28 protein-coding genes are annotated in these 22,057 nt (G+C 72.3%); 16 read left to right on the forward strand and 12 right to left on the reverse strand.

Translation table 11 applies throughout. The features are described 5' to 3' along the window. The first annotated feature begins 14 nt into the window (after window positions 1–14). The gene (locus ABZX11_RS11565) at window positions 15–575 is read left to right on the forward strand and encodes a hypothetical protein (protein WP_354912255.1); all 561 of its coding nucleotides are present in this window, start codon (window positions 15–17) and stop codon (window positions 573–575) included. On the opposite strand, the gene ABZX11_RS11570 is transcribed toward ABZX11_RS11565, so the two are convergent. Further along, a complete protein-coding gene (locus tag ABZX11_RS11570; RefSeq protein ID WP_354912258.1) occupies window positions 487–1,272 on the reverse strand; it encodes an AraC family transcriptional regulator in 786 nt (261 codons plus the stop codon). The two genes, ABZX11_RS11565 and ABZX11_RS11570, sit on opposite strands and share 89 nt — an antisense overlap. 48 nt (window positions 1,273–1,320) lie before the next feature. Here ABZX11_RS11570 and ABZX11_RS11575 point away from each other — a divergent pair, with 48 nt between their 5' ends. After that, entirely contained in the window at window positions 1,321–2,094 is a 774-nt protein-coding gene (locus ABZX11_RS11575; protein WP_354912261.1) for an ESX secretion-associated protein EspG, read from the forward strand. A gap of 11 nt (window positions 2,095–2,105) precedes the next feature. Here the strand turns inward: ABZX11_RS11575 and ABZX11_RS11580 are convergent, their stop codons facing one another. From ABZX11_RS11580 to ABZX11_RS11600, 5 genes are all read right to left on the reverse strand, one after another. Then, window positions 2,106–2,456 (reverse strand): hypothetical protein, encoded by a 351-nt coding sequence (locus ABZX11_RS11580; RefSeq protein WP_354912264.1) that lies wholly within the window; start codon window positions 2,454–2,456, stop codon window positions 2,106–2,108. After that, the gene (locus ABZX11_RS11585; RefSeq protein WP_354912267.1) at window positions 2,453–2,716 is read right to left on the reverse strand and encodes a YbaB/EbfC family DNA-binding protein; all 264 of its coding nucleotides are present in this window, start codon (window positions 2,714–2,716) and stop codon (window positions 2,453–2,455) included. Before ABZX11_RS11585 ends, ABZX11_RS11580 begins: the two co-directional genes overlap by 4 nt. Beyond that, the gene (locus ABZX11_RS11590) at window positions 2,713–3,720 is read right to left on the reverse strand and encodes a CHAP domain-containing protein (RefSeq protein ID WP_354912270.1); all 1,008 of its coding nucleotides are present in this window, start codon (window positions 3,718–3,720) and stop codon (window positions 2,713–2,715) included. Before ABZX11_RS11590 ends, ABZX11_RS11585 begins: the two co-directional genes overlap by 4 nt. Window position 3,721: 1 nt before the next feature. Beyond that, the gene (locus ABZX11_RS11595; RefSeq protein ID WP_354912272.1) at window positions 3,722–4,435 is read right to left on the reverse strand and encodes a transglycosylase SLT domain-containing protein; all 714 of its coding nucleotides are present in this window, start codon (window positions 4,433–4,435) and stop codon (window positions 3,722–3,724) included. A 139-nt stretch (window positions 4,436–4,574) separates the two neighbouring features. Further along, on the reverse strand, window positions 4,575–5,084 hold the full coding sequence (locus ABZX11_RS11600; protein WP_254896741.1) for a MarR family transcriptional regulator: 510 nt from the start codon (window positions 5,082–5,084) through the stop codon (window positions 4,575–4,577). 128 nt (window positions 5,085–5,212) lie between these two features. Here ABZX11_RS11600 and ABZX11_RS11605 point away from each other — a divergent pair, with 128 nt between their 5' ends. Both ABZX11_RS11605 and ABZX11_RS11610 read left to right on the forward strand, forming a co-directional pair. Continuing rightward, complete coding sequence (locus ABZX11_RS11605) at window positions 5,213–6,127, forward strand: TIGR03619 family F420-dependent LLM class oxidoreductase (protein ID WP_354912275.1); 915 nt, start codon at window positions 5,213–5,215, stop codon at window positions 6,125–6,127. Window positions 6,128–6,167: 40 nt separating this feature from the next. Further along, window positions 6,168–6,899 carry an SDR family oxidoreductase gene (locus ABZX11_RS11610; RefSeq protein WP_354912277.1) on the forward strand — a complete coding sequence of 244 codons (732 nt, stop codon included), beginning with the start codon at window positions 6,168–6,170 and terminating at the stop codon, window positions 6,897–6,899. A gap of 2 nt (window positions 6,900–6,901) precedes the next feature. Here the strand turns inward: ABZX11_RS11610 and ABZX11_RS11615 are convergent, their stop codons facing one another. Further along, complete coding sequence (locus tag ABZX11_RS11615) at window positions 6,902–7,522, reverse strand: TetR/AcrR family transcriptional regulator (protein ID WP_354912279.1); 621 nt, start codon at window positions 7,520–7,522, stop codon at window positions 6,902–6,904. Window positions 7,523–7,639: 117 nt separating this feature from the next. Between ABZX11_RS11615 and ABZX11_RS11620 the strand changes: the two genes are divergently transcribed. From ABZX11_RS11620 to ABZX11_RS11665, 10 genes are all read left to right on the forward strand, one after another. Then, window positions 7,640–8,425 carry an SDR family oxidoreductase gene (locus ABZX11_RS11620; protein WP_354912281.1) on the forward strand — a complete coding sequence of 262 codons (786 nt, stop codon included), beginning with the start codon at window positions 7,640–7,642 and terminating at the stop codon, window positions 8,423–8,425. A gap of 125 nt (window positions 8,426–8,550) precedes the next feature. Then, complete coding sequence (locus ABZX11_RS11625; protein ID WP_354912284.1) at window positions 8,551–8,991, forward strand: MarR family winged helix-turn-helix transcriptional regulator; 441 nt, start codon at window positions 8,551–8,553, stop codon at window positions 8,989–8,991. A 66-nt stretch (window positions 8,992–9,057) separates the two neighbouring features. Then, complete coding sequence (locus ABZX11_RS11630) at window positions 9,058–9,918, forward strand: SDR family oxidoreductase (protein WP_354912287.1); 861 nt, start codon at window positions 9,058–9,060, stop codon at window positions 9,916–9,918. 175 nt (window positions 9,919–10,093) lie between these two features. Then, the gene (locus ABZX11_RS11635; protein ID WP_176170501.1) at window positions 10,094–10,603 is read left to right on the forward strand and encodes a hypothetical protein; all 510 of its coding nucleotides are present in this window, start codon (window positions 10,094–10,096) and stop codon (window positions 10,601–10,603) included. A 206-nt stretch (window positions 10,604–10,809) separates the two neighbouring features. Continuing rightward, the gene (locus ABZX11_RS11640; protein ID WP_354912290.1) at window positions 10,810–11,223 is read left to right on the forward strand and encodes a cysteine/serine endopeptidase inhibitor; all 414 of its coding nucleotides are present in this window, start codon (window positions 10,810–10,812) and stop codon (window positions 11,221–11,223) included. Between the two features lie 25 nt (window positions 11,224–11,248). Beyond that, window positions 11,249–12,061 carry a glycoside hydrolase family protein gene (locus ABZX11_RS11645; protein WP_354912293.1) on the forward strand — a complete coding sequence of 271 codons (813 nt, stop codon included), beginning with the start codon at window positions 11,249–11,251 and terminating at the stop codon, window positions 12,059–12,061. Window positions 12,062–12,101: 40 nt separating this feature from the next. After that, on the forward strand, window positions 12,102–12,293 hold the full coding sequence (locus ABZX11_RS11650) for a hypothetical protein (protein WP_354912296.1): 192 nt from the start codon (window positions 12,102–12,104) through the stop codon (window positions 12,291–12,293). Between the two features lie 327 nt (window positions 12,294–12,620). Next, window positions 12,621–13,994 (forward strand): NAD-dependent succinate-semialdehyde dehydrogenase, encoded by a 1,374-nt coding sequence (locus ABZX11_RS11655; RefSeq protein WP_354912299.1) that lies wholly within the window; start codon window positions 12,621–12,623, stop codon window positions 13,992–13,994. Between the two features lie 73 nt (window positions 13,995–14,067). Then, window positions 14,068–14,619 carry a hemerythrin domain-containing protein gene (locus ABZX11_RS11660; RefSeq protein WP_176170505.1) on the forward strand — a complete coding sequence of 184 codons (552 nt, stop codon included), beginning with the start codon at window positions 14,068–14,070 and terminating at the stop codon, window positions 14,617–14,619. Window position 14,620: 1 nt separating this feature from the next. Then, a complete protein-coding gene (locus tag ABZX11_RS11665) occupies window positions 14,621–15,439 on the forward strand; it encodes a family 1 encapsulin nanocompartment shell protein (RefSeq protein ID WP_354912303.1) in 819 nt (272 codons plus the stop codon). Between the two features lie 14 nt (window positions 15,440–15,453). Here the strand turns inward: ABZX11_RS11665 and ABZX11_RS11670 are convergent, their stop codons facing one another. Both ABZX11_RS11670 and ABZX11_RS11675 read right to left on the reverse strand, forming a co-directional pair. Further along, window positions 15,454–16,497, reverse strand: coding sequence for an FUSC family protein (locus ABZX11_RS11670; protein WP_354912306.1), 1,044 nt, complete (start codon window positions 16,495–16,497; stop codon window positions 15,454–15,456). After that, complete coding sequence (locus ABZX11_RS11675) at window positions 16,497–17,447, reverse strand: zinc-dependent alcohol dehydrogenase family protein (RefSeq protein WP_354912309.1); 951 nt, start codon at window positions 17,445–17,447, stop codon at window positions 16,497–16,499. Before ABZX11_RS11675 ends, ABZX11_RS11670 begins: the two co-directional genes overlap by 1 nt. A gap of 102 nt (window positions 17,448–17,549) precedes the next feature. On the opposite strand from ABZX11_RS11675, the gene ABZX11_RS11680 reads away from it, so the two are divergent. Next, a complete protein-coding gene (locus ABZX11_RS11680; protein ID WP_176170509.1) occupies window positions 17,550–17,987 on the forward strand; it encodes a PPOX class F420-dependent oxidoreductase in 438 nt (145 codons plus the stop codon). Window positions 17,988–18,247: 260 nt separating this feature from the next. After that, complete coding sequence (locus ABZX11_RS11685) at window positions 18,248–19,870, forward strand: metallophosphoesterase family protein (RefSeq protein WP_354912313.1); 1,623 nt, start codon at window positions 18,248–18,250, stop codon at window positions 19,868–19,870. A gap of 76 nt (window positions 19,871–19,946) precedes the next feature. Here ABZX11_RS11685 and ABZX11_RS11690 read toward each other — a convergent pair whose 3' ends face one another. The 3 genes from ABZX11_RS11690 to ABZX11_RS11700 form a co-directional block, all read right to left on the reverse strand. After that, window positions 19,947–20,852: an oxidoreductase gene (locus tag ABZX11_RS11690; protein ID WP_354912316.1), complete on the reverse strand. Its 906-nt coding sequence runs from the start codon at window positions 20,850–20,852 to the stop codon at window positions 19,947–19,949. A gap of 21 nt (window positions 20,853–20,873) precedes the next feature. After that, window positions 20,874–21,485, reverse strand: a complete 612-nt coding sequence (locus ABZX11_RS11695; RefSeq protein ID WP_354912319.1) for a TetR/AcrR family transcriptional regulator — start codon at window positions 21,483–21,485, stop codon at window positions 20,874–20,876. A 209-nt stretch (window positions 21,486–21,694) separates the two neighbouring features. Next, window positions 21,695–21,976, reverse strand: a complete 282-nt coding sequence (locus ABZX11_RS11700; RefSeq protein WP_354912322.1) for a hypothetical protein — start codon at window positions 21,974–21,976, stop codon at window positions 21,695–21,697. Window positions 21,977–22,057 lie beyond the last annotated feature (81 nt).

The following is a 22,057-nucleotide window of genomic DNA, read 5'->3' on the forward strand; positions in this document are numbered from 1 at the left end:
CGGGGATCACCCCGGTGAACTTGGACTCGCTCGAGCGCACCACCGCCGAGCTGCACGCGCTGATGGCCCGCCTGCGCGGCCCGGACGCCGCGCGCGATCTCGGCCTCGAAGCCGCCGCCGTCCAGTGCGCGGAGGTCGCCCACGAGCGGCGGGCCGGGCTGCTCGCCCTCGTCGAACACCGCGACGCCGATCCCGCGCTGCTCATCGCCGGGGTCGTCCCGGTCGCCCACCCCGGCGAGGCCGCCGACCTCGGCTACTTCATCGCCGACACCACGCCCGGCATCCGCGAAACCAGCTCCGCGCGGACCGCCCGCGGCTACCCGGTGGTGATCGTCGAGCGCATCGGCCTGTCCGGCGCGCAGCTGCAGGCCGTCGTGCTCGACCCGGACCGGCCGCGCGCGGCCGTGTTCACCCTGCACTCCCCCGGTGGCCGCGGCTGGCTGGAGGTCGCTGGCCTGGCCGGGACGCTCGTCGCCGGCGTCGACCTCACCCCCGCAGCGCCCGCTCCCGGAACTCGCGCGGAGTCCGGCCGGTCGCGTGGCGGAACGTCCGCGAGAAGTGCGGGGCGCTGGTGAACCCGCAGTCCCGCGCGATCTCCGCGATCCCGCGTCCCGCCTTCGCCGGGTCGGCCAGCAACGCCTTCGCGCGCTCGACCCGCAGCCCCTTCAGCCGTTCCGACACGCCTTGGCCGTCGTCGAACAGCTGGTACAGCCGCCGGCGCGAGATGTACAGCGCTTCGGCGATCTTGTCCGCGCTCAGCGACTGCTCGCCGAGGTGCGCGCGCATGTACTCGAGCGCTTCACGCCTCCGCGCCGCCAAAGCGTCGACGCGGTCCAGTTCGACGCGCAGCGCGCTCCGCAGCACCAGTTCGGCCAGGCCCAGCAGGTGGTGGGCGAGCCCGTGCGGGTCGAGCCGCGGACCGGCCGCCACGACGTGCGCGACGGCGCCGGCGAACAGCGAACGCAGCGGCGCGTCCACCTCGACCGGCCGGAACATCAGCGGCCGCAGCTCGGCGAACGAGATCGACAGCTTCGCCGCCGCCACGGTCAGCATCACGACGCCGGACGGCTCCAGGTGCAGCGTCGCGTCGGCGAACGTCAGCTTCGCGCCGGCCTCGGCGACCGCCCGCGGGACGGGACAGCGCACCAGCAGCTGGACGTTCTCGGGGCCGCCGCGGCCGCCGAGGATCGCCGCGCGCGCGGCCGCCGCGCCGGACGCGCGGACGACGAGGTACCCGCTCGCGGGGACGTCCATCGACTGCGGCTCGGCCATCGGCACCATCGTGCCCGACGGCGGCCGCTCGGCACGGGAAGGGGGACCATGGCGCGGCGCACCGCGACGGCGGCGGGAGTGATCCTGTCGCATCTGGAATTCGATCTCCTCTGGGAGGACCTGGGACCGGGCGGGCCGCCGCCGTACCCGTTCGACGTGCCGTCGCACGGCGCGACGCACGCCGAGCGCGACGACCTGGGTGTCCAGGTGTTCGCCGGCCTCGCCGACGCGGGCCTCACCGACGGCGACGACGTCGACCCGGAATTGGCGGACCTGGTCGTGCTGCTGGGTTCACCGTCGCTCAGCGTCGACGGGCTGGTGCTGGGCGAGGCACCGTGGCGGCTGCTCGCGGCGGCCGGGGACGGCTCCGGCGTGCTCGCCGTGCTGGACGACCGCGACCTGGTGCTGGAGCCGGTCCGCCCGGACGGCCTGGTCCCCGCGGTGGCCCGGATGGTCGGCGATCTCGAAGCCGGGCCCGGTGACCAGCTGCGTCTCCCCCGCGCCGCGTACTCGGCGGCGATGGACGCATACGCGCGCAGCGGCTACGACGCGTTCGAGCGGGCGTTGAGCACGGCCGGGATCACCGGCCGCGCGGTCCGGCCGCTGGCGACGCTGGTGACGGCGCAGCGGTACGCGGCCGGCCAGCTGGCGGCCACCGGCCCGGCGGGCCGGAGCCCGGTGCTGGCCTGGTTCGACACGGCGGCCGGCCGGTACGCGGTGACCCCGGAGGACGTCGGCGGCGAGCCGTGGGTGATGATCACGCCCGCCGACGGCGCCTGGCTCGCCGACCGCCTGGCGCGCCTGGTCGACGACGTCCGCTGAGCCGCGGCTCGTCACGTCGCCCAGGTCGCCGGGGCCCAGGACTCGGGTTCCGGAGGGCGGTGCGGCCGCGCGGCCGGCTCGGGCTCGTCCGGGAGCAGGCCGCCGAGCAGCTCGCGCCCCTGCCGCAGGGCGTCGGCGCCGGCCTCCGCGGCCAGGCGCCGGATCAGCCCGGCCAGCTCCCCCGGCGGCTTGGTCAGCGCCCGCCGCTCGAACCGCAGGTCCACCAGCGCGCCGTGCAGGTCGACCACCACCGCGACGCCGTCGTCCGCGGCCGCCGCGCGGATCGCCGCCAGCCGGGTGCCGTAGCCGGGGTCCGGCGCCGCGAACGCGTCGTCGGCCGGCTCTGCCGCCGTCCGGTTCACTGGGCCCGCCAGCTGTCCGGCGTGGTCTCTTCCGCGGCCTCCCCCGGCTCCGGCAGGCCGAGGGCCTCGACGCCGTCGTGGGCGTGCCACAGGGACGCCGTGGCCCGCGCCGACGCGGCCGCCGTCAGCAGCAGGATCCGGCGCGCCAGCTCGTCCGGCTCCAGCCGCAGCGCCGCGGCTTCCAGGGTCAGCTCCTGCAATGCCCCGCCGGGCGCGACCTCGACGGCGACCGTCCGGTCGGCGGCTTTTCCGGTGATCACGGGTGCACCCCTCCGTAGAACGTCGACGCCGAGAGCGTGTGCGTGTTCCGGCGGACGGCGTCCCCGGAATTGCCCTCGATCAAGGTGACGCGGTTTCCTTCGACCTTTTCGACGATGCCGATGTGCGTGCTCGTCGACGTGTTCTGCGGGCCGGTGCCGAAGATCAGCACGTCCCCCGGCTTGGCTTCGTGCAGGGAATTCTTGCCGTAGGCGTGGCCGTTGCGCTGCCCCCAGTGGTAGACGTCGCCGCTGAAGGGCAGCACCGGGATCCGCACGCCGGCCTTGCGCCACATCGCCGTCGCGAACGACGAACACCACGCGGCGGTCGGGCCGTAGGGGTTCCGGTTGCTGCCCGGCGGGTTCTCGCGCGTGCCCAGTTCTTTCCGCGCCGCGTGGACGATCTCCGTGCCCCGCCCGGAAACCTTGGTGTGGTGCGTCTTCTTCGTCGCCTGGTCCACGACCCCGTCGTGGGTCAGGTCCTGCCGCAGCTCGCGCAGTTTCTTCGCTGCCGCCTTGAGTTCCGCGTCGACGTGCCGCAGGGTCGACGCCGACTGCCGGGTGTACCGCGGCGCCAGATCGGCGGCGTGCCCGACCGCCCGCATCAGCGCCGCCTGCGTCCCGGCCGCGACACCGGCGTCGAGCACCTGCTTGGCCTGGGCGGTGTACTCGTCGACCAGCCGCTGCACGGCCGTGTGCCCACTGTCCACTGTGGACGCCACGTGCGCGACGACCTTCTCCGCCGCCGCACCCGCCTCACCGGTGATCCGCAGCTCCTTGGTCAGCTTCGCGCTGTGGTGGCGGAAGCCGTCGGCGCCGCGGCCGTGCCAGTGGTCCAGGACCGTGGCGCTTTCCTTGTGGTAGGCGTCGTGCTGGGCGTCCAGCACCCGGGCGACCTGGTGCAGGGCGTATTCGGCGCGGACGGCGTCTTCGGCCTTCCCGGCGAGCTTGTTGCGGTGCGCGATGAGGTCCTCGGCGAAGGAGCGCGCGAGGGCGGCGGTGTCCATGTCAGCCCTTTCCGTTCAGCGCGGCGGCGGTGGCCGTTTCGTGGTCGCGATAGGACTTCGCGGCTTTCCCGGCCGCGGACGCGAGCCCGTCGGCGTGCGCGCCGACGCCCTTGACCTGCCGCTGCAACGCCAGGCCGAACCCGGCCAGCGCGTCGGCGAACCCCGACTCCTCGCCGATCTTCCCGAAACTGTCCCGGGCGATCTCGCGGACGTCACGCAGCTGCCCGGTCGCGGTGCCCAGCGCGTCGGCGACGTGCCGGGTCCGGTGCACGTAGGAGTGCAGCACCGCGTCGTCCACCCGCAGCGGGCCGCCACCCGAGCTCGCCCCGGTCTTCCCGTGGTGCCCGGTGACGTCGCGGGCGGCCTGGCGGGCGGCCGTCAGGTGGTGCTTGTACGCGCCGTTGGTGTACGTCGACCAGGGCGTGAAGTCGTGGCCGTCGCCCGAAATGCGGTTCGCGACCCGTGCGTTGGTGTCCGGGTCGAACAGCTGGTCGTCGGACTTCAGGTGGTACTGGCGGCGGCGCTCCGGGCCGAGGGCACCCAGCATGTTGATCTGCCAGAGGCCGTAGGAGTCGTCCGGCGGGGTGGCGTTGTGCGCGGTCGTCCGCCCGCCGGACTCGGCCAGCGCGACCGCGACGGCGGTGGTCAGGCCCTGACCGCGGAACCCGGCCGCGTAGGCGTGCCGGGCGATCTGCTCGGCGCTCAGCTTCGTCATGGTCCGAGCTTGTCCGTCCGGGCAGGCCTTCCGGTAGGCGCGCTGCACGCAGGGACAACCCCGGTGCACGCGCGGCCCGCTCCCGGCTGATCGGGGCGGGGAAGCCCACCGATCGGGCGATACGTGCCTGCCGCTGACCTCAGGGCCGGCGCGAAGTCCCGCCGGAGAACGGCGGCCCGAGGTTCTCCCCCTCGACCTGGACGGCGATCTGGCGGCCGATGGCGGACAGTTCGGTGACCTGGCCGGGCCGGAGCGCGTCGAACACGTACCGCCGGACCGCCGCCACGTGACCGGGTGCAGCCTTCTCGACCACCGCCATCCCCGCCTCGGTGAGGGTCGCCTCGATGTAGCGGCCGTTCTCCTCGCTGGGCGTTCGCTCCAGCCAGCCGCGCTGCTCCAGCCGTTTGGCCACATTGGACAGCCGGGACACCGAACCGTTCACGTGCTGGGCCAGTTCGCTCATCCGCAGCCGCCGGCCGGGAGACTCCGACAGGGTGGCGAGCACCAGGTACTCGAAGAACGAAAGGCCGCTGTCCTGCTGCAGCTGCGCGTCGATCGCGCCCGGCAGCCTGATCATCAGCCAGGCCAGGGCGAACCAGGCGTCGCGCTCGTCCGGCGACAGCCACCGGGTTTCGTCCTGGTCGTCCACACGGGGATCGTACCCATCGGCCGACCGGCTCCGGGCGCACCCGCCGAACATATTTCAAGCTTGATTTCACGCTTGAACTGTCGCTACGCTCGACGTCGGATGTTCCGCCCTACCGCAGGAGAGTGGCTGTGAAGCTCGGCATCATGCTGCCCGTGTCCGGAGTCCACGCGTCGCCGTCGACCATCAAGACCGTCGCGCAGGCGGCCGACCGGCTCGGCTACGACTCGTTGTGGACCTACGAACGGCTGCTGCGGCCGATGGCGCCGCTGCTGCCCGGCCCGGACGGCACCCTGGAACGGGCCCCCGAGATCTACCGGAGCGTTTTCGAGCCGCTGGAGACGTTGAGTTACGTCGCCGCGTTCACCAGCCGCATCGCGCTGGGCACCAACATCGTCATCCCGCTCCTGCACGCACCGGTCGTGCTCGCCCGCCGGTACGCCACGCTCGACCAGCTCAGCGGCGGCCGGGCCATCGCCGGGTTCGGGCAGGGCTGGATGCCCCAGGAGTTCGCGACCGCCGGCGTGCCGCTGAAGCGGCGCGGCGCGGGCTTCGACGACGTCATCGCGGCGATCCGCGCGTGCTGGGGACCCGATCCGGTCGAGTACGCGGGGCGCTTCTACTCGATCGAGGCGTCCGAGATCAACCCGAAGCCCGTGCGCGGCACGATCCCGGTCGTCATCGGCGCGAACACCGACGCCGGCATCGACCGGGCCGCGGCCACCGCGGACGGCATCACGCCGCTGACCTGGGACCTGGACGCCGTGACCGCGCAGGCCGAACGCTTCCGGACCACCGCCGAACGCCTCGGGCGCAACCCGGCGGCGCTCACGGTGACGGCGCAGACCAACCACGCCATGCAGGCCAAGCCGATCGGCGACGACCGCCCGTTCCTCGCCGGCTCCCCGCGGCAGCTCGCCGGCGACATCGAGCGGTTGCGGGACCGCGGGTTCGACGGGGTGCTGTTCGCGATGCCGTCGGCCGAGGAGATCCCCGTGCAGCTCGAAATGCTCGACGAACTCCGTTCCCTGGTGCCCGCCCGCTGAGCACGGGCGGCGCCGATCGCGCGATTGTGGAGGCAGACCGATGACCCAGCTGGCAGGCAAGGTTGCCGTGATCACGGGCGGGTCGGCCGGCATCGGCCTGGCCACCGCACGCCGGTTCGTCGCCGAGGGCGCCCGGGTGTTCCTCACCGGCCGGCGCGCGGAGCCGCTCGCCGCCGCGGCCGGCGACCTCGGTCCCGCCGCCACCGGCGTGCCCGGCGACGTCACCAGCGCCGAACACCTCGACCGCCTCCACGCCGCGGTGGCGGAGCACGGCCGGGGCCTGGACGTGCTGTTCGCCAACACGGGCGGCGGCAGCTTCACCCCGTTCGGCGAGGTCACGCCGGACGCCTTCGACGAGACCATGGCGAGCAACGCGCGCGGGGTCTACTTCACCGTGCAGCGCCTCCTACCGCTGCTGAACCGGGACGCCTCCGTCATCCTGATGTCGTCCGTCGGCGGCACCGTGGCCGTGCCCGGGCTGAGCGTGTACTCCGCGGCCAAGGCGGCGATCCGGTCCTTGGCCCGCGGGCTGGCCGCCGAGCTGGGCGAGCGCGGGATCCGCGTGAACGCCATCAGCCCCGGCTACATCCGCACCAAGCCGGGGCAGGCCGACGTCGACGCCTTCCAAGCCGCCGGTGCCGCCGGCACTCCGCTGCGCCGAGTGGGCCGCCCCGAGGAGGTCGCCGCCGCCGCCCTGTTCCTCGCCTCCGGGGAAAGCAGCTACGTCACCGGCACCGAACTGTTCGTCGACGGCGGCCGCACGCAGGTCTGAGGTCAGGTCCCGTACCGGGCACACGTGGTGGTGACCGCTTCCGCCACGGCTCGCTCGATCGCGGCCCGCTCCGGTGCCCAGTCGGTGAGCAGGAGCGTGGGCCAGAAGACGAAGTTGGAGATCATCCCGAGGAACTGGGTCGCGGCGAGGTCCGGGTCGTCGACCTCGGCCGCGCCCGCCTTGTGGGCATCGGCCAGGTAGCGGCTGACCGACTCGAAGTAGGGCATCTTGCCCCGGCTGAACTGCGCCTCTCCCAGTTCGGGAAAGCGCGGCAGCTCCGCGATGACGATGCGGAACAGCGCCGTCATCCCCGGGCGGGTGAGCAGTTCGACGTACCGGTGGCCGATCGCGGTCAGGCCGGCCCGCAGGTCCGCGGCCGACGGCTCCGGCCCGCCGGAGTCCTCGGCCTGCCAGGACTCGGTGACGATCGCGTCGAACAGCGCCGCTTTCGTCGGGAACTGCTTGAAGAGCGTGGCCTTCGAGACCCCGGCCGCCTCGGCGATCCTGGCGAGCGAGGTTCCGTCGTAGCCGGAGGCCAGGAACAGGCCGGTGGCGGCCTCGAGGATGGCCGCGCGCTTCTCTTCGGCCACGCGCCGGTGATACGCCGAAGGTTCGGTGCCCATGAACCGCAGTATGCCCGATGGCGGGGTGAGTCACTTGACTCACCCCTTAGGCCACAGTACGTTCGATGGCGAGGTGAGCCGGTCAGCTCACCATAACCATCCCCCAGAGGACACGCCATGCCACGTTTCACCCACCAGACAGCGCTGATCACCGGCGGCACCGGCGGACTCGGCGAGAGCCACGTCCGGGCCTACCACGCCGAGGGCGCGAACGTCGTCATCGGCAGCACACCGAACGGCCTGGGCAAGGCCACGGAACTCGCCGCGGAACTGGGCGACCGCGCCCTCGCGGTCCGCTTGGACGTCACCCGTGAAGACGACTGGGCCGCCGCCGTCGCCACGGCCGAGCGGGCCTTCGGCCCCCTGACGATCCTGGTGAACAACGCGGGGGTCCAGCACCCCGCCACCACGATCGAACAGACCGACCTGGCCCTCTGGGAGCGCACCTTCGCGATCAACACGACCGGCCAGTTCCTCGGCACCAAAGCCGTCACCCCGGCGATGCGGCGAGCCGGCGGCGGCGTGATCGTGAACATCGGCTCGACGATGGCGCACGGCGGCACCGCCCTCTACGCCCCTTACGTCGCGAGCAAGTGGGCGACCCGCGGCTTGACGCGGAGCGCCGCGCTCGAACTCGGCCGGGACGGCATCCGGGTGAACGCCATCCACCCCGGCGTCATCTCGACCAAGCTGATCCACGAGCCCGCCGCGCCCGGCGAGCGGCCGATCTCGGACTTCTACGACCCGAAGCCGTTCGCGATCCCCCGCCTCGGCGACCCCGTCGACGTCACCGCGGCGCTGCTCTACCTCACTTCGCCGGAGGCGTCGTTCGCGACCGGCACCGAGCTGGTGCTCGACGGCGGCCTGCTGCTGGGCCCGGCCCTGCCGGCCGGGGTCGCCTGATCATGGACGCCGTTCTGCGGACACTGCGGCTGACCCCGGCGTCCCGGCACTGGAACACATCCGGGTGCTGCGCGCCCTGTGAAGCCCACTGGCGCCACGCTTGATGTATATGCAACACTGTGGCCGTGAAGCTTTCCACCGTCGACGAGATCGTGGGCGACTGCCTGGCGGTCCGGACCCGACTGATCAGCCGGGCCGTCACCAGCCTCTACGACGGAGCTCTCGCCGGCCACGGCGTGACCATCGCCCAGCTCAACCTGCTGGCGGCCGTGGGCAAGGCGGGTCCGTGCCCGCCGTCGGCGCTCGGCGAGGTGTTGCAGTTGGAGAGGTCGACGGTCAGCCGCAACCTGAACCTCCTGCTCGGCCACGGCTGGATCGAGGCGGTCTCCGCCGACGCGAAGGGAATCCGGGAGGTCGCCCTCACCGAGGCCGGGCGGCGCAAGATCGAGTCCGTGCTGCCCGCCTGGCGGAAGTGCCAGGAGCAGGCAGCCGACCTGCTCGGGGCCACGGGAACCGATGCGATCCACGAGATCGCCCGCGGCATGGGTTATCCACCCGGCAGCTGAGTGCGTGAAGCGTCTTCGGCCGCTGCTTCTGACCATATGTTGCATATACAACTTCAAGGAGGAGACATGAGCAGGTCTTTCGCGGGCAAGGTGGTGCTGATCACCGGCGCCTCACGAGGAATCGGCAGGGCGGTCGCGCTGGCGTTCGCCGCGGAGGGCGCGCGGCTCGTTCTCGCGGCGCGCTCGGCCGAGCGGCTGGCCGAGGTGGAGCAGGAAGTGCTGGCCCTCGGCGCCGAGGCGCTGTCGGTGCCGACCGACGTGTCCGCTCCCGAGGAGGTCGCCGCCCTGGTCGGCTCCGCGGTGCGCCGGTTCGGGCGCATCGACGTGCTGGTCAACAACGCCGGTATCGGCAAGGTCGGCGAAGTCGCCGACGGCAGCTTCGCCGAAGACCTGCGGCTCACCCAGAGCGCGAGCCTGTTCGGGATGATCAGCGTGACGCAGCAGGTGCTCCCCGTCCTCCGGCGGCAGGGGTCGGGGGCGATCGTCACCATGTCGTCCGTCATGGGGCGCAAGGCTTTCGCCCGCTTCGGCTCGTACGCGATCGTCATGCACGCGGTCTCCGCGTTCTCCGACGCCCTCCGCCAGGAGGTGGCCGCCGACGGCATCCGGGTCTCGGTGATCCACCCCGCGCTGACCGCCACCGACCTGTTGCGGGACGCGGACGTGGCCGAGATGCCGCCGCCGTTCCGCCACATGACGCCCCTGTCACCGGACGCCGTCGCGAAAGCCGTGGTGACCGCAGTCCGCCGTGGACAGCACCGGGTGGTTCTCCCGCGGAGGGCGAACACGCTGCTGCTGGCCGAAGCGTTGTCGCCGCGGATCGGTGACCTGGTCGCCACCGCGCTGACCAAGCGGCGCATTGCCGCGCTGCTCGGGATGAGCAGCGGAAAGACCTACCACGAAACGATTTCCGTCCCCTCGACCTGATCCCTGAAGACGCGATGTCCGATCCCCAGACGAAGATCTCGCGCAGCCCGCCGGAGACGGTCGACCGAGCGGGTGACCCGGACACCGGTACCCGCGCGCCATGGTTGGCGGCCCGGGATTCGGGGTACCTGCGCAGTCCGCGGTCACCGATCACTCCGACCACTCGAGGACGAGCATGCCTGAGCCGACCACGCCCGAGCCCCTGCCGGCCGAGCTGCGTGCGCTGGCCGCCGACGCCGAAGCGCTGGCGGCGCGGACCGCGGAGGTGGCCGCGCGGCTGCAGACCGCGCCCGACGGTCACCTGCAGCGCCTCGCCCGGCCCATCGCGAAGGCGACCCACGACCTGAGCGACTACACCGCCGAGGTGTCCCGGACGGCCGAAGACCTGGCCCGGGTCCGGGTGGCCCGCGACCCCGGCCTGTGCGACGTCCCCTGGGGCGTCTGCCCGGCCCACGGCGTCACGCTGCACTCGAGCGGAGGACGTGCCTGGTGCACCGATCCCGGGTGCGCCGGCGCGTGGGACTACGACCGGCTGCACACCCCCTGCACGGAGCCCGTCACCGCGGTGATCACCGACCAGGACGGCGTGACCGCGCGGCTGTGCGCAGCCCACGCGCGCGACGCGAGCGACCGGCTGGCCGGCTGCACCGTCTCCCGGCTCGATCACCAAGGCTTCGCAGACTGACCCCCCGTCGACGTTTTCCGGAATATCGGGAGCACTACCCGGCAGATTCCGAAATGAACGCCGACGTGTCCGTTGTCAACGTTGACAACGAATGTCGTCCGGATAATTTCCTGTCATAGCGTGGTATTGCGCAGCGCAGTAACATCCGGCGCGGAAACCGGCGCCGGTTTCGCAGGTGTCCGCACCACGAGGGAAAGGGACGGAAATTGCGCAAGACCACCAAGTCGCTCGCCGTGCTGGCCGCTGCCGCCGCGCTTCCCCTGACGATGAGCGGGACAGCGTGGGCCGACATTCCCTTCGACCAGCCGGTCGACGGGCGCGCCACCTACTACGACGACGCCGGCTTCGGCGCCTGCGGCACGCAGATCGACGCCGCCACCCAACTGCTCGTCGCGGCGCCCGCCGCGTACTGGACCACGGCCAACCCGAACAACGACCCGCTGTGCCGCGGCGTGTCCATCCGGGTCTCCTACGACGGGCGGACCATCACCGTGCCCGTCGTCGACAAGTGCCCGAGCTGCGACAGCGCGCACATCGACCTGAGCGCACCGGCGTTCGCCCAGCTCGCCGACCCCGGCCTGGGCAACATCCCGGTGACCTGGTCGTTCGTCCGTTCGTGACCCGGCGGAACACCGGAGGAACGGCATGAACCGGCTCAAGAGAATCCTGCTCGTCGCGACCGTCGCCGCCGTCGTCATCGCCGGCGGGCCGGCCGCACCGGCGACCGCGGCCGGCACCAAGAAAGGGGTCAGCGCGGCCGCCTTTTCCGGCGTCACCACCGCACTCGCCGACGTCGGCGCCCGGTGGTTCTACACCTGGGCCGCCGACACCCAGGGCATCACCGCACCGGCCGGGACGGAGTTCGTCCCGATGATCTGGGGCCGCGGCTCCGTCACGCCGGCGCAGCTGCAACAGGCGAAGGCGTCCGGGACGACCCTGCTCGCGTTCAACGAACCCGATCTGGCCGGCCAGGCCGAGATGTCGGTCGAGACCGCGCTCGACCTCTGGCCGCAGCTGCAGGGGACGGGCCTGCGGCTGGGCGCGCCGGCGGTGGCCTACGGCGGCGACACCCCCGGTGGCTGGCTCGACCGGTTCATGAGCGGCGCGGCGGCGCGCGGCTACCGCGTCGACTTCATCCCGCTGCACTGGTACGGCGGCGACTTCTCGACCGCCGCCACCGGGCAGCTGCAGTCGTACCTGCAAGCGGTCCACAACCGTTACCACCGGCCGATCTGGGTCACCGAGTACGCGCTGATCGACTTCTCCGGCGCCACCCCGCGCTACCCGTCCGCCGCGGAGCAGGCCGACTTCGTCAGCCGGTCCACCGCGATGCTGAACGGGTTGTCCTTCGTCGAGCGCTACGCCTGGTTCTCGCTGTCGACGTCGACCACCCCGACCGGCCTCTACACGGGGACCACCCCGAACACCAGCGGCGTCGCCTACCGGGCCGCCGGCTGATCCCCCACCCGCACCGGAACCGAACGGAGGTCCATTGCGCATGGTCAAGCGGCTCTTCGCCACGGCCGCGGCGCTCGTGGTCGCCCTGACCGTCAGTTCACCGGCGAGCCCGGCCACCGCGGCGGGCAACCACACGGTGACGTTCGTCAACCGCACCGGCCAGCCGAGCAACCAAACGATGTACCAGTGCGCCTCCTGCACCGGCTTCACGATCACCTTCAACCGCGTTTAGGTCGCGAGCCGCGACGGACCCCGGCGGCGGAGAAAGCTCCGCCGGGGACAGGTTCCGCTTCAGCCGGGCGTCGATGTCGTCACCGCCCCGGCGGCGGCCTGCAGGCCGAGGAGGCCTCCCAGCGCGGCGGACGGTGGCACCCGGCGAGGCTGGGGGGATCCGACACGCGGACCGGCTCCGGCCCCGAAGCCCGTCGAAGTCGCATCGGCCGCTCCCCACCCTGATGCCGCCCCGGGTGGTCCTCGCCGGTTCCCCCTCTCGCGGGTTTCCGCGCGGCGCCCGAGGGAACCCGGATCGCGAACCGCACCCCGATCCGAGGAGGCCCCCGTGGCCATCGCGTCCGTCAACCCGGCCACCGGAGAAACCCTGCGCACCTTCGACGAGCTCACCGACGACCAGGTCGAGCAGAAGATCGCGCGGGCCGCGGCCGCCTTCCGCGACCACCGCCGCACGTCGTTCGCCGAGCGGGCCGAGCGGCTGCGGCGCGCCGCGGACATCCTCGAAGCCGAAACCGACGAGCTGGCGCGCCTGGCCACCCTCGAGATGGGCAAGACGCTGGCCTCCGCCAAGGCCGAAGTCGCCAAGTGCGCGAAGGGCTGCCGCTGGTTCGCCGATCACACCGAGGCCCTGCTCGCCGACGAACCCCACGTCGTCGCCGGCCACGAGGACGCGAACGTCTTCACCCGGTACGAACCGCTCGGCCCGGTGCTCGCCGTGATGCCGTGGAACTTCCCGTACTGGCAGGTCTTCCGCTTCGCGTGCCCGGCCCTGATGGCCGGCAACGTCGGCCTGCTCAAGCACGCGTCCAACGTGCCGCAGGTGGCGCTGGCCATCGAAGACGTCCTGCGCCGCGCCGGCTTCGCCGAGGGCGTCTTCCAGACCCTGCTCGTCGGGTCGAAGAAGATCAACGCGATCATCGACGACGACCGCGTCCGCGCGGTCACCCTCACCGGCAGCGAGCCCGCCGGGCGGCAGGTCGGCGCCCGCGCCGGGCAGAACGTCAAGCCCAGTGTGCTGGAACTCGGCGGCAGCGACGCCTTCATCGTCATGCCGTCGGCGGACCTGGACGCCGCCGTCGACGGCGCGGTCACCTCGCGGATGCTCAACAACGCCCAGTCGTGCATCAACGCCAAGCGCTTCATCGTCCACGAGCAGGTCGCCGAGGAGTTCACCCGCCGTCTGGTGTCCGAACTGGAGGCACTGCGGATCGGTGACCCGATGGCCGAGGACACCGACCTCGGCCCGCTGTCCTCACCGGACGCCGTCGAGACGCTGGCCAAGCAGGTGTCGGACACCGTCGCGGCGGGCGCGCGCCTGCTGACCGGCGGCCACCCGATCGACCGGCCCGGCAACTACTTCGAGCCCACCGTGCTGACGGACATCCCCGAGGGCTCCCCCGGGCACCGCGAGGAGTTCTTCGGCCCGGTCGCCCTGCTCTGGACCGCCCGCGACGCCGACGAAGCCATCCGCATCGCCAACGACTCGACGTTCGGCCTCGGCGGCAGCGCCTGGACCCGCGACGAAGCCGAACAGCGGCGGTTCGTCACCGAGGTCGAAACCGGGATGATCTACCTCAACCGGTTCACCGAGTCGACCCCGGAGGTCCCGTTCGGGGGCATCAAGAACTCCGGCTACGGCCGCGAACTGGCCGGCTTCGGCCCGCGCGCCTTCGTCAACGCCAAGACCGTCTGGATCGATTGACCTTCGCGCGCGGGTCCCGCGGTCGACCGGCGTCCGAGTTTCCCCGGCCGTCCATCCGGGGTAGGAAGGCGGCATGGCCGACATCACCAGCCTCATCCTCGACGACCACGACTGGTTCCGGCGCCAGTTCGCCCGGCTCGACGACCTCACCTCCCCCGCCGACCTGGCCGAGGTCTGGCAGCCACTGGCCGACCTGCTCGACGTGCACGCCCGCGCCGAGGAGGAGATCTTCTACCCCCACCTGCTGCGCCGCGGCGAGGACGCCGAGGCCGAGACCCTCGACGCCATCGGCGACCACAACGACATCCGCGACGGCGTGCACGAAGCCGCCTTGCACCCCGTCGGCAGCACCGCGTGGCACGAAGCGGTGAACAAGGCCCGGTTCGCCAACAGCGAGCACATGGCCGAGGAGGAGGACGAGGGCCTCGCCGACTTCCGCCGGCACGCCGACCCCGGGCTGCGCGAGGAGCTCGGGCGGCGGTTCCTCGAGTTCAAGCGGCAGCACGAAGGCGCCCGTGACCTCGACGTCAGCGACCTCGATCCGCAGGAGTACGTCGAGCAGGAGCTCGGCGACCGTCCCGCCGACGCCTCGCTCGGTATCGGCAGCCTCAAGGAACAGGACTGACATGAACCACCTGATGCGCGGTCTGGCCCCGATCACCGACGCGGGCTGGAAAGAGGTCGACGCCGAGGCCAAGGAGCGCCTGCAGACCCACCTCGCCGCCCGCCGCCTGGTCGACGTGGCCGGCCCGCACGGCTGGCGCCACTCCGCCACCGACCTCGGCCGCACCACCACCCTCGCCGCCGCGTCCCTGGCCGACCTCGGCGACGGCGCGGTGGTCCGGCAACGGCGGGTGCTGCCGCTGACCGAGGTGCGGGTGCCGTTCACGGTGTCGCGCGCGGAGCTCGACGACGCCGAGCGCGGCGCCGACGACCTCGAGTTCGACGACCTCGACCGTGCCGCGAAGCAGATCGCGATGATCGAAAACCGCGCCGTCTTCCACGGCTGGGCCGCGGCCGGCATCACCGGCATCACCGAGGCCTCGCCGTACGACACCGCCTCGCTCGGCGACGACCCCGACGCCTACCCCGGTGTCGTGGCCCGTGCGGTCGACACCCTGCGCCAGGCCGGGATCAAGGGCCCGTACGGGCTCGCCATCGCCCCGGACGGCTACACCCGCATCGTGGAGAGCACCGAGCACGGCGGCCACCTGCTGTTCGACCACCTCCGCCGGGTCCTCGGCGGCGGCAAGGTGGTCCGGGCGCCCGGTCTGGACGGCGCCCTGATCGTCAGCCTCGACAGCGGCGGCTTCTCCCTCGAACTCGGCCAGGACCTGGCCGTCGGTTACAGCCACCACGACGCCGAGACGGTCACGCTCTACCTGGAGGAAAGCTTCAGCTTCCGGGTCGTCGAGCCGGACGCCGCCCTCACGCTGGCCCCCTGACCGGCGGGTACCCGTCACGGTCCGACGGCGGCCAGCAGATCCTGCGCGCACGCCCGTGCCGCGTACACCGCGGCGCCGCGGTAGCCGGGGCCGGCGTGCCGCGCCGGGTCGAGGAGGTCCCGGGCCCGGGTGGCGGCCGCGACCGCGCGTTCCCGGTTGCCGCCGCTCGCCAGGACGTCGCAGGCCTGCGCGAGTCCGGCGACCGCTTCGCCCAGCGGCCGCGGCAGTTCCTCTCCGGCGTCGACGGCGGCCCGGGTGACGCGGACCAAGGTGAGGACCGCGTTGGCCTGCAACGTCAGGTGCCGGCTGCGGGCGATGGCGCGCTGCACGCTCGCCCGAGCCTTCCAGCGGCGCGGGGCGACGAGCACCGTCTGGCGGGCGGTTCCCCTGGCCTGCTCCAAGGCGGCCAGGCGCGCGTGGATCCGCTGGCCGGTCGCCAGTTCGCGGTCGACCTCGTCGCCTGCCGAAGACGGGCCGTCGAGCCGGAGATCCTTCAGCGCGTCGCGCAGCTCGGCGAACAGGTCCCCGGTGGCCTCCCGGAGCAGCCGGTGCGGGTCGGCGGGCACCAGCAGGACCCCGATCACCACCACGACTCCTCCGCCGATCAGCGCGTCCACCAGCCGTTCGGTCCCCGAGCCCGGCCGGTGCAGCGCGAGGACCAGGATCGCCGACGCCGCGGTCTGGTTGACGAACATCAGGCCCTGGCCGAACGGGCCGCCGCCGAAGGCCAGTGCGCCGTACACCGCCAGGAGCGCGGCCAGCGCAAACGCCGGGGCGCTCGTGCCGGCCAGCGCTTCCACGGCCGACCCCACGACGATGCCCAGTGCCACCCCGCACATCAGCTGCACCGCCCGCTGGCCCCGCAGGATGTCGCTGGCCGACAGCGAGACGGCGGCCGCGATCGGCGCGAAGAAGGGCTGCGGGTGGCCGAGCAGGTCGTGCGCGATGAACCAGGAGGCCCCGACCGCCACCGCGGTCTGCGCGACCGACCACCGGGCCCGCCGGAACCGCTCGCCGGCCGCCGCGGCCGCCGCTCGGAGCGGTCGAGCCCGCTCCATCAGCTGAGGTCGAGGATCGTCTTTCCACGGCCGTGCCCGGAATCCAGCCGTTCGTGGGCTTTGCGCACCTGGTCCAGCGGCAGCACGTCGTCGACGACCGGCCGCACCTGGCCGCGCTCGAACACCGGCGTCAGCTCCTCCAGCCGGCGGCGTTCCCGGGTCAGCATGATGCCGTGCAGCTGCTGGTTGCGCTGGTACAGCGGGCTCAGCTCGCCCTGGGGCGGCAGCACCGTGGCGATCCGGCCGAACGCACGGGTCGCCGCGCAGCTCTTGACCAGGTTTTCGCCGCCGACGAGGTCCAGCACGGCGTCGACGCCCGTGCCGCCGGTGTGCTCCAGGGCGACCTCGACCGGGTCGGCTTCGTGGTAGTCGATCGGCTCGGCGCCGAGGTCGCGCAGCAGGTCCTGGTTGTCCGGCCCGGCCGTGGCCAGCACCCGGGCGCCCGCCACGGTGGCGAACTGCACGGCGAACGTGCCGACCCCGCCGGCGCCGGCGTGCACCAGCACCGTCTCACCGGGACGTACCGCGAGCCGCCGGACGATGGCCTCCCACGCGGTGCCCCCGGCCAGCGGAATCGCCGCCGCCTCGACGTGGCTGAGCCCGCGGGGTTTGGGGGCGACGATGGCCGCGGCCACGACGTTCAGTTCGGTGTAGCTGCCGCATCGCGAAGTCAGTTCCGGGGTGTAGAACACTTCGTCGCCCTCGGCGAAATCCGTCACGCCGGGGCCCACGGCTTCGACGACCCCCGAAACGTCACCGCCCAGGACGGCGGGCAGCTCGAGGTCCGGGATCGCCACCCCCTGCCGGATCTTCGCCTCCACCGGGTTGGTCCCGGACGCGAGCACCCGGACCAGGAGCTCCCCCGGCCCCGGCTCGGGCCGGTCGACCTCTTTCAGCGTCAGGACTTCGGGGCCACCGAATTCCGTCATCACGACGGCTTGCACAGACATTCCGTCCGCGTACCCGGCAGCGGCCGGCAGAAACCTCGTCTGTTTGTCCCCCACTCGCCCGGGTATCCACTCCGATGCCGTACCCGACCGGAAGGAACCGACGTGCCCGCACGCACCGCTGACGGCCCGAAGCTGATGCCCGAGACCGAAGAACTGGCGACCGGCAAGAACTTCGCCGCGGTCACCACCGTCCTGCCCAGCGGGCGGCTGCAGACGCAGATGATCTGGGTCGACGTCGAAGACGGCGAAATCGTGCTCAACACCGAAACCCACCGGGCCAAGGCCCGCAACGTCGCCCGCGACCCCCGGATCACCGTGCTGATCCGCGACGAGGCGAACCCCTACCGCTACGCCGAGGTCCGCGGCAAGGTGACGGGAGTCGAGAACGGCGAGCGAGCCCGCCGCCAGGTCGACCGGCTTTCCCGCAAGTACACCGGCGAGGACTACCCGCCGGAAAACATCAAGAGCGAGCGCGTGATCCTGCGCGTGACTCCGGAGCGGCAGACCTACATCGACCAGGCCAAAGGCGTCGCCGACTAACGGGACCGCCGCCTACAGTCCCCGCCGCACCGTGTTTTGCCGGACGTTCGCCCGGTGCGCCCTGTACGCCAGGGACCTCGTCCGCCATCTGGCCCTTGTGGACCACACACCCTTCACCAGCCTTTGAAAGCCCCGCACTGGGCGGCGGCCGGCCCCGTAAATTCCTCTTGACCCGTTCTTGACCATCACTGGGGCAGTTGGACGGCCGGCGTTCGCCTCGACGTCGAGAGCCGGGCACGTGCGTCAGCAAGCATCCGCACATGGAAATCCCCAGAGTCGGCGTCCCGGACGCACTGGCCACCCGCCTCAGCATGGCCGAACAGCACGAGTTCCTCTCCCGCCGATCGCTGCTCAAGGGCGCAGCGGCGACCGGTGCCCTGCTCGCCGCCGGCCCGCTCCTGCTGCCCGGGACCGCCTACGCCGACGGCGCGAAGGTGGCGCCCGCCGGCCGTCACCTCGCGTTCGGCCGCAACCCGCGCACCGACATCCGGGTCGCCTGGCAGGTCCCGACCCGGGTCAAGAACCCGTTCCTGCGCGTCGCCGAGCACCACGACCGGCACGGGATCCAGTGGGGGCACCGCATCCCCGCCGAGACCCGCGCCCTGCACTCCGAAGTCGCCGGCGTGATCGCGCCGTACGACCAGTACTACCTGCACGCCGAGGCGAACTGCCTCACGCCGGGCCGCACCTACACCTACGCCGTCGGCCACGACGGCTTCGACCCGGCCAAGGGCGACGGCGGGGCCGCCGCGATCTCGACGTTCACCACCGCGCCCGCCCGCGGCTTCCCCACCGGGAAGTTCACCTTCACCGCGTTCGGCGACCAGGGTGTCTCCACCACCGCGCTGGCCCAGGACGGCGCCGTCGCGAAGCAGAACCCGCGGTTCCACCTGCTCGCCGGCGACATCGCCTACGCCGACCCGAGCGGCGCCGGCCTCCCGCCGGGGCCCGTCTCGGACGGTGGCCACGACCTGTTCGACCCGAAGGTCTGGGACGCCTACTACACCCAGATCGAGGGTGTCGCGGCGTCGGTGCCGTGGATGGTCACCACCGGAAACCACGACATGGAGGCGCTGTACTCGCCCGACGGCTACGGCGGCCAGACCGCGCGCTGGGACTTCCCCGGCAGCGGCCCGGCGGACTGCCCGAGCGTGTACTCCTTCATCTACGGCAACGTCGGCGTGATCTCCCTCGACGCCAACGACATCTCCTACGAGATCCCCGCGAACCTCGGCTACTCGCGCGGCTCGCAGACCGCGTGGCTCAAGCGCCGCCTGCGGTACCTGCGGCTGCAGCCGGACGTCGACTTCATCGTCGTGTTCTTCCACCACTGCGCCTACTCCACGACCAACCAGCACGCCTCCGAGGGCGGCGTGCGGGAGGAGTGGGTGCCGCTGTTCGACCAGTTCCACGTCGACCTGGTGGTCAACGGGCACAACCACATCTACGAGCGCACCGACGCCCTGCGCGGCGGCCGGGTGACGCGCAAGGTGGCGATCGGCGACACCGTCGACCCGGACCGCGACGGCACGGTCTACGCCACCTGCGGCGGCGGGGGCCGGAGCGTCTACAGCTTCCCGGTCCCCGACAGCTTCGACGGCGAATTCACCTCCTACCACTGGGTGAAGGGCGGCGGGAAGGAGACCGAGACGGTCGGCTGGTCGCGCGTGCGCTACACCGGCTACTCGTTCCTCGCGATCGACGCCGAGCCGGCGTGGTTCGGGCGGAAGACCACGCTGACGGTGCGGACCCTGCGCAACGACGGCGTGGAGATCGACCGCTTCACACTGCGCCGCACAGCGGGCTTCCACACGGCGGCGGCGCACTCCGCCACGTCGGGAGCCGGCACTTCGGGAGTCGGCGCCGACCCCGGTGACGCCTGAACTCGAGGTTCGTTGACGGGTCCGGAGCCGAGGAGGACCTCGGCTCCGGACCGCACGGGCGCACCACCGGGGTTCCTCAAGTCGCCGGCACGACCGGGAACGTGGTGCCGGTCAGCCGTTCCGACAGCTCCCACAGCCGCGCCGCCAGTTCCGGGTCGCGGGCTTTCTTCGAGCGGGCGATCAGCTGGGCGCCGCCTCGCATGTGCCACAGGTGCCGAGGGCCCGTGAAACTGTTGCCCGGCAGGTCGGCCGTGGCGGCGTGGAGGACGGGCAGGGCTCCGTCCTCAGGAGACTGGGCGAGCAGGCGCACGGCGAGCCCGGCCGCTCCGGTCAGCTCGCCGGTCATGCCGCTCGCCACGAGCCCGGGGTGGGCGGCCATGGCCAGGACCGGGGATCCCGACGCCGACAGACGGCGCTGCAACTCGGCCGTGAACAGCAGGTTCGCCAGCTTCGTCGCGTTGTAGACGCGGTGCTCGCGGTATTCGCCGCGCTCGCCGTTGAGGTCGGCCAGGTCCAGGCGGCCGGCGCGTTCGGCCTGGGAAGCCAGGCTCACGACCCGGCCGCGGATGCGGGGCAGCAGCAAGTTCGTCAGGGCGAAGTGCCCGAGGTGGTTGGTGCCCATCTGCAGCTCGAACCCGTCCCGGGTCTGCCGGCGCGTGCTGCTCGACACGCCGGCGTTGTTGATCAGCAGGTCGATGGGGCCGGTCAGGTCCTGGGCGAACGCGCGGATCGAAGCGAGGTCGGCGAGGTCGAGGCGGCGGACCTCGGTCGATCCCGGCCGGGCCGCTTCGGCCGCCCGCCGGCCGGGGTCGGCCAGGCCCTTGGCGACGTCGCGGACCGCGTAGACGACGTGGGCGCCGGCACCGGCGAGCGCGGCCGCGGTGGCCGCGCCGACACCGCTGGTCGCCCCGGTGACGATCGCGACGCGGCCGGACAACGACGAAGGAGGCAATGGCAGGTCCATGCCCCTCAAAGTAGTCACCGACTACATTGTAGTCAATGACTACTTCACGGCAGGCTGCGCGCCGACGCCGAACAACTGCCCGACGCCGTCGATGAGCTCGTCGACCTGCGAGGCGTCGAGGCGGCCGGCACACAGCAGCGAGGCGATGCCGTGCAGGGTCGACGCGAGCAGCAGCTGCGCACGCAGCGCATCGGACAGCACTCCGGACGGCGCCGGAGCCGAGGGACTCGGGACGACCGCGGCCACGATGGTGCCCACCGCGGCGAAGAACCGGTCCGCGGCCGCGGACACCCCCACGGCGGCCGTACCGTTCTTGGCGGAGAACATCAGGGTCATCAGGGCCCCGTCCCGGATGGCGAAGTCGATGTAGCTCCGCGCCACGGCACGGAAAGCGGTGACCCTGTCCCCTCCGGCCCGGTCCAGCTGCTCGGCGATCGACGCGGTCAGTTCGTCGAAGCCCTGTTCGGCCAATGCGTTCAGCAGGTCCTGGCGCTCCGGGAAGTGCCGCCGCGGGGCGGCGTGGCTCACGCCCGCGTCGCGCGCCAGCTGCCGGAGCGACAGGCCTTCCTCGCCCGCCTCCCGCAGGGTGGCGCGTGCGTGCCCGAGAATCTCGGCGCGGAGATTGCCGTGGTGAAAGGCCCTGGCCGACATCGGACCATGGTAACCGGCATCGGCCCGTTCTTCCCCGGCCATCCGGCGAGCCCTGGTGCGTATCTTCGACGGCGCCGCGGACCAGCCTGCTCGCGGCCTTCGGCGCAGTGCGGGGCCGGCACCGGTAGGTCACCAGACGCTCCTGGTGACCTACCGGCTATCGACCTCGGCGGCCGAAGCCGCTCACCACGAAATCGTGGACGGACGGATCACAGCAGGCCGAAGACGGAGTCCAGGAGACCGCCACCCGCGTTGCCGCCGATGCCGTCGTCTTCGGCGTCTCCCGTGCCGTCGCACCCGACGCTGCTGTTCACCTCGGTCCCGCCCGACCCGTCCGGTCCCGCATGGACGTTCGACGCGTGGTAGTCGGCGCAGGGAGCGTTCGTGCCACCGGCCGAGACCGTCTCCGCCGACGCGACGCCGGCCGCACCCAGGATGAGCGGCGCCGCCAAGGCAGCACCGACGACACCGAGCCGCAAACTCTTCCGCATGTGAAGGTCCTTTCTCGTTTTTCTTGTTGTGCGAACGCCCCGCCGGAATCCCGGGGGACGGAATGCAGATAGCCGAACCGG

The sequence above is a fragment of the Amycolatopsis sp. NPDC004169 genome (assembly GCF_040610315.1).
In the GTDB taxonomy this organism is placed as follows: domain Bacteria; phylum Actinomycetota; class Actinomycetes; order Mycobacteriales; family Pseudonocardiaceae; genus Amycolatopsis.

Coding starts and splice junctions, on each gene's coding strand:
- ABZX11_RS11570 (WP_354912258.1), bottom strand. CDS start 1,272: ATGGCCGAGCCGCAGTCGATGGACGTCCCCGCGAGCGGGTACCTCGTC.
- ABZX11_RS11575 (WP_354912261.1), top strand. CDS start 1,321: ATGGCGCGGCGCACCGCGACGGCGGCGGGAGTGATCCTGTCGCATCTG.
- ABZX11_RS11590 (WP_354912270.1), bottom strand. CDS start 3,720: ATGGACACCGCCGCCCTCGCGCGCTCCTTCGCCGAGGACCTCATCGCG.
- ABZX11_RS11595 (WP_354912272.1), bottom strand. CDS start 4,435: ATGACGAAGCTGAGCGCCGAGCAGATCGCCCGGCACGCCTACGCGGCC.
- ABZX11_RS11610 (WP_354912277.1), top strand. CDS start 6,168: ATGACCCAGCTGGCAGGCAAGGTTGCCGTGATCACGGGCGGGTCGGCC.
- ABZX11_RS11615 (WP_354912279.1), bottom strand. CDS start 7,522: ATGGGCACCGAACCTTCGGCGTATCACCGGCGCGTGGCCGAAGAGAAG.
- ABZX11_RS11620 (WP_354912281.1), top strand. CDS start 7,640: ATGCCACGTTTCACCCACCAGACAGCGCTGATCACCGGCGGCACCGGC.
- ABZX11_RS11630 (WP_354912287.1), top strand. CDS start 9,058: ATGAGCAGGTCTTTCGCGGGCAAGGTGGTGCTGATCACCGGCGCCTCA.
- ABZX11_RS11635 (WP_176170501.1), top strand. CDS start 10,094: ATGCCTGAGCCGACCACGCCCGAGCCCCTGCCGGCCGAGCTGCGTGCG.
- ABZX11_RS11645 (WP_354912293.1), top strand. CDS start 11,249: ATGAACCGGCTCAAGAGAATCCTGCTCGTCGCGACCGTCGCCGCCGTC.
- ABZX11_RS11650 (WP_354912296.1), top strand. CDS start 12,102: ATGGTCAAGCGGCTCTTCGCCACGGCCGCGGCGCTCGTGGTCGCCCTG.
- ABZX11_RS11660 (WP_176170505.1), top strand. CDS start 14,068: ATGGCCGACATCACCAGCCTCATCCTCGACGACCACGACTGGTTCCGG.
- ABZX11_RS11665 (WP_354912303.1), top strand. CDS start 14,621: ATGAACCACCTGATGCGCGGTCTGGCCCCGATCACCGACGCGGGCTGG.
- ABZX11_RS11670 (WP_354912306.1), bottom strand. CDS start 16,497: ATGGAGCGGGCTCGACCGCTCCGAGCGGCGGCCGCGGCGGCCGGCGAG.
- ABZX11_RS11675 (WP_354912309.1), bottom strand. CDS start 17,447: ATGTCTGTGCAAGCCGTCGTGATGACGGAATTCGGTGGCCCCGAAGTC.
- ABZX11_RS11685 (WP_354912313.1), top strand. CDS start 18,248: ATGGAAATCCCCAGAGTCGGCGTCCCGGACGCACTGGCCACCCGCCTC.
- ABZX11_RS11695 (WP_354912319.1), bottom strand. CDS start 21,485: ATGTCGGCCAGGGCCTTTCACCACGGCAATCTCCGCGCCGAGATTCTC.
- ABZX11_RS11700 (WP_354912322.1), bottom strand. CDS start 21,976: ATGCGGAAGAGTTTGCGGCTCGGTGTCGTCGGTGCTGCCTTGGCGGCG.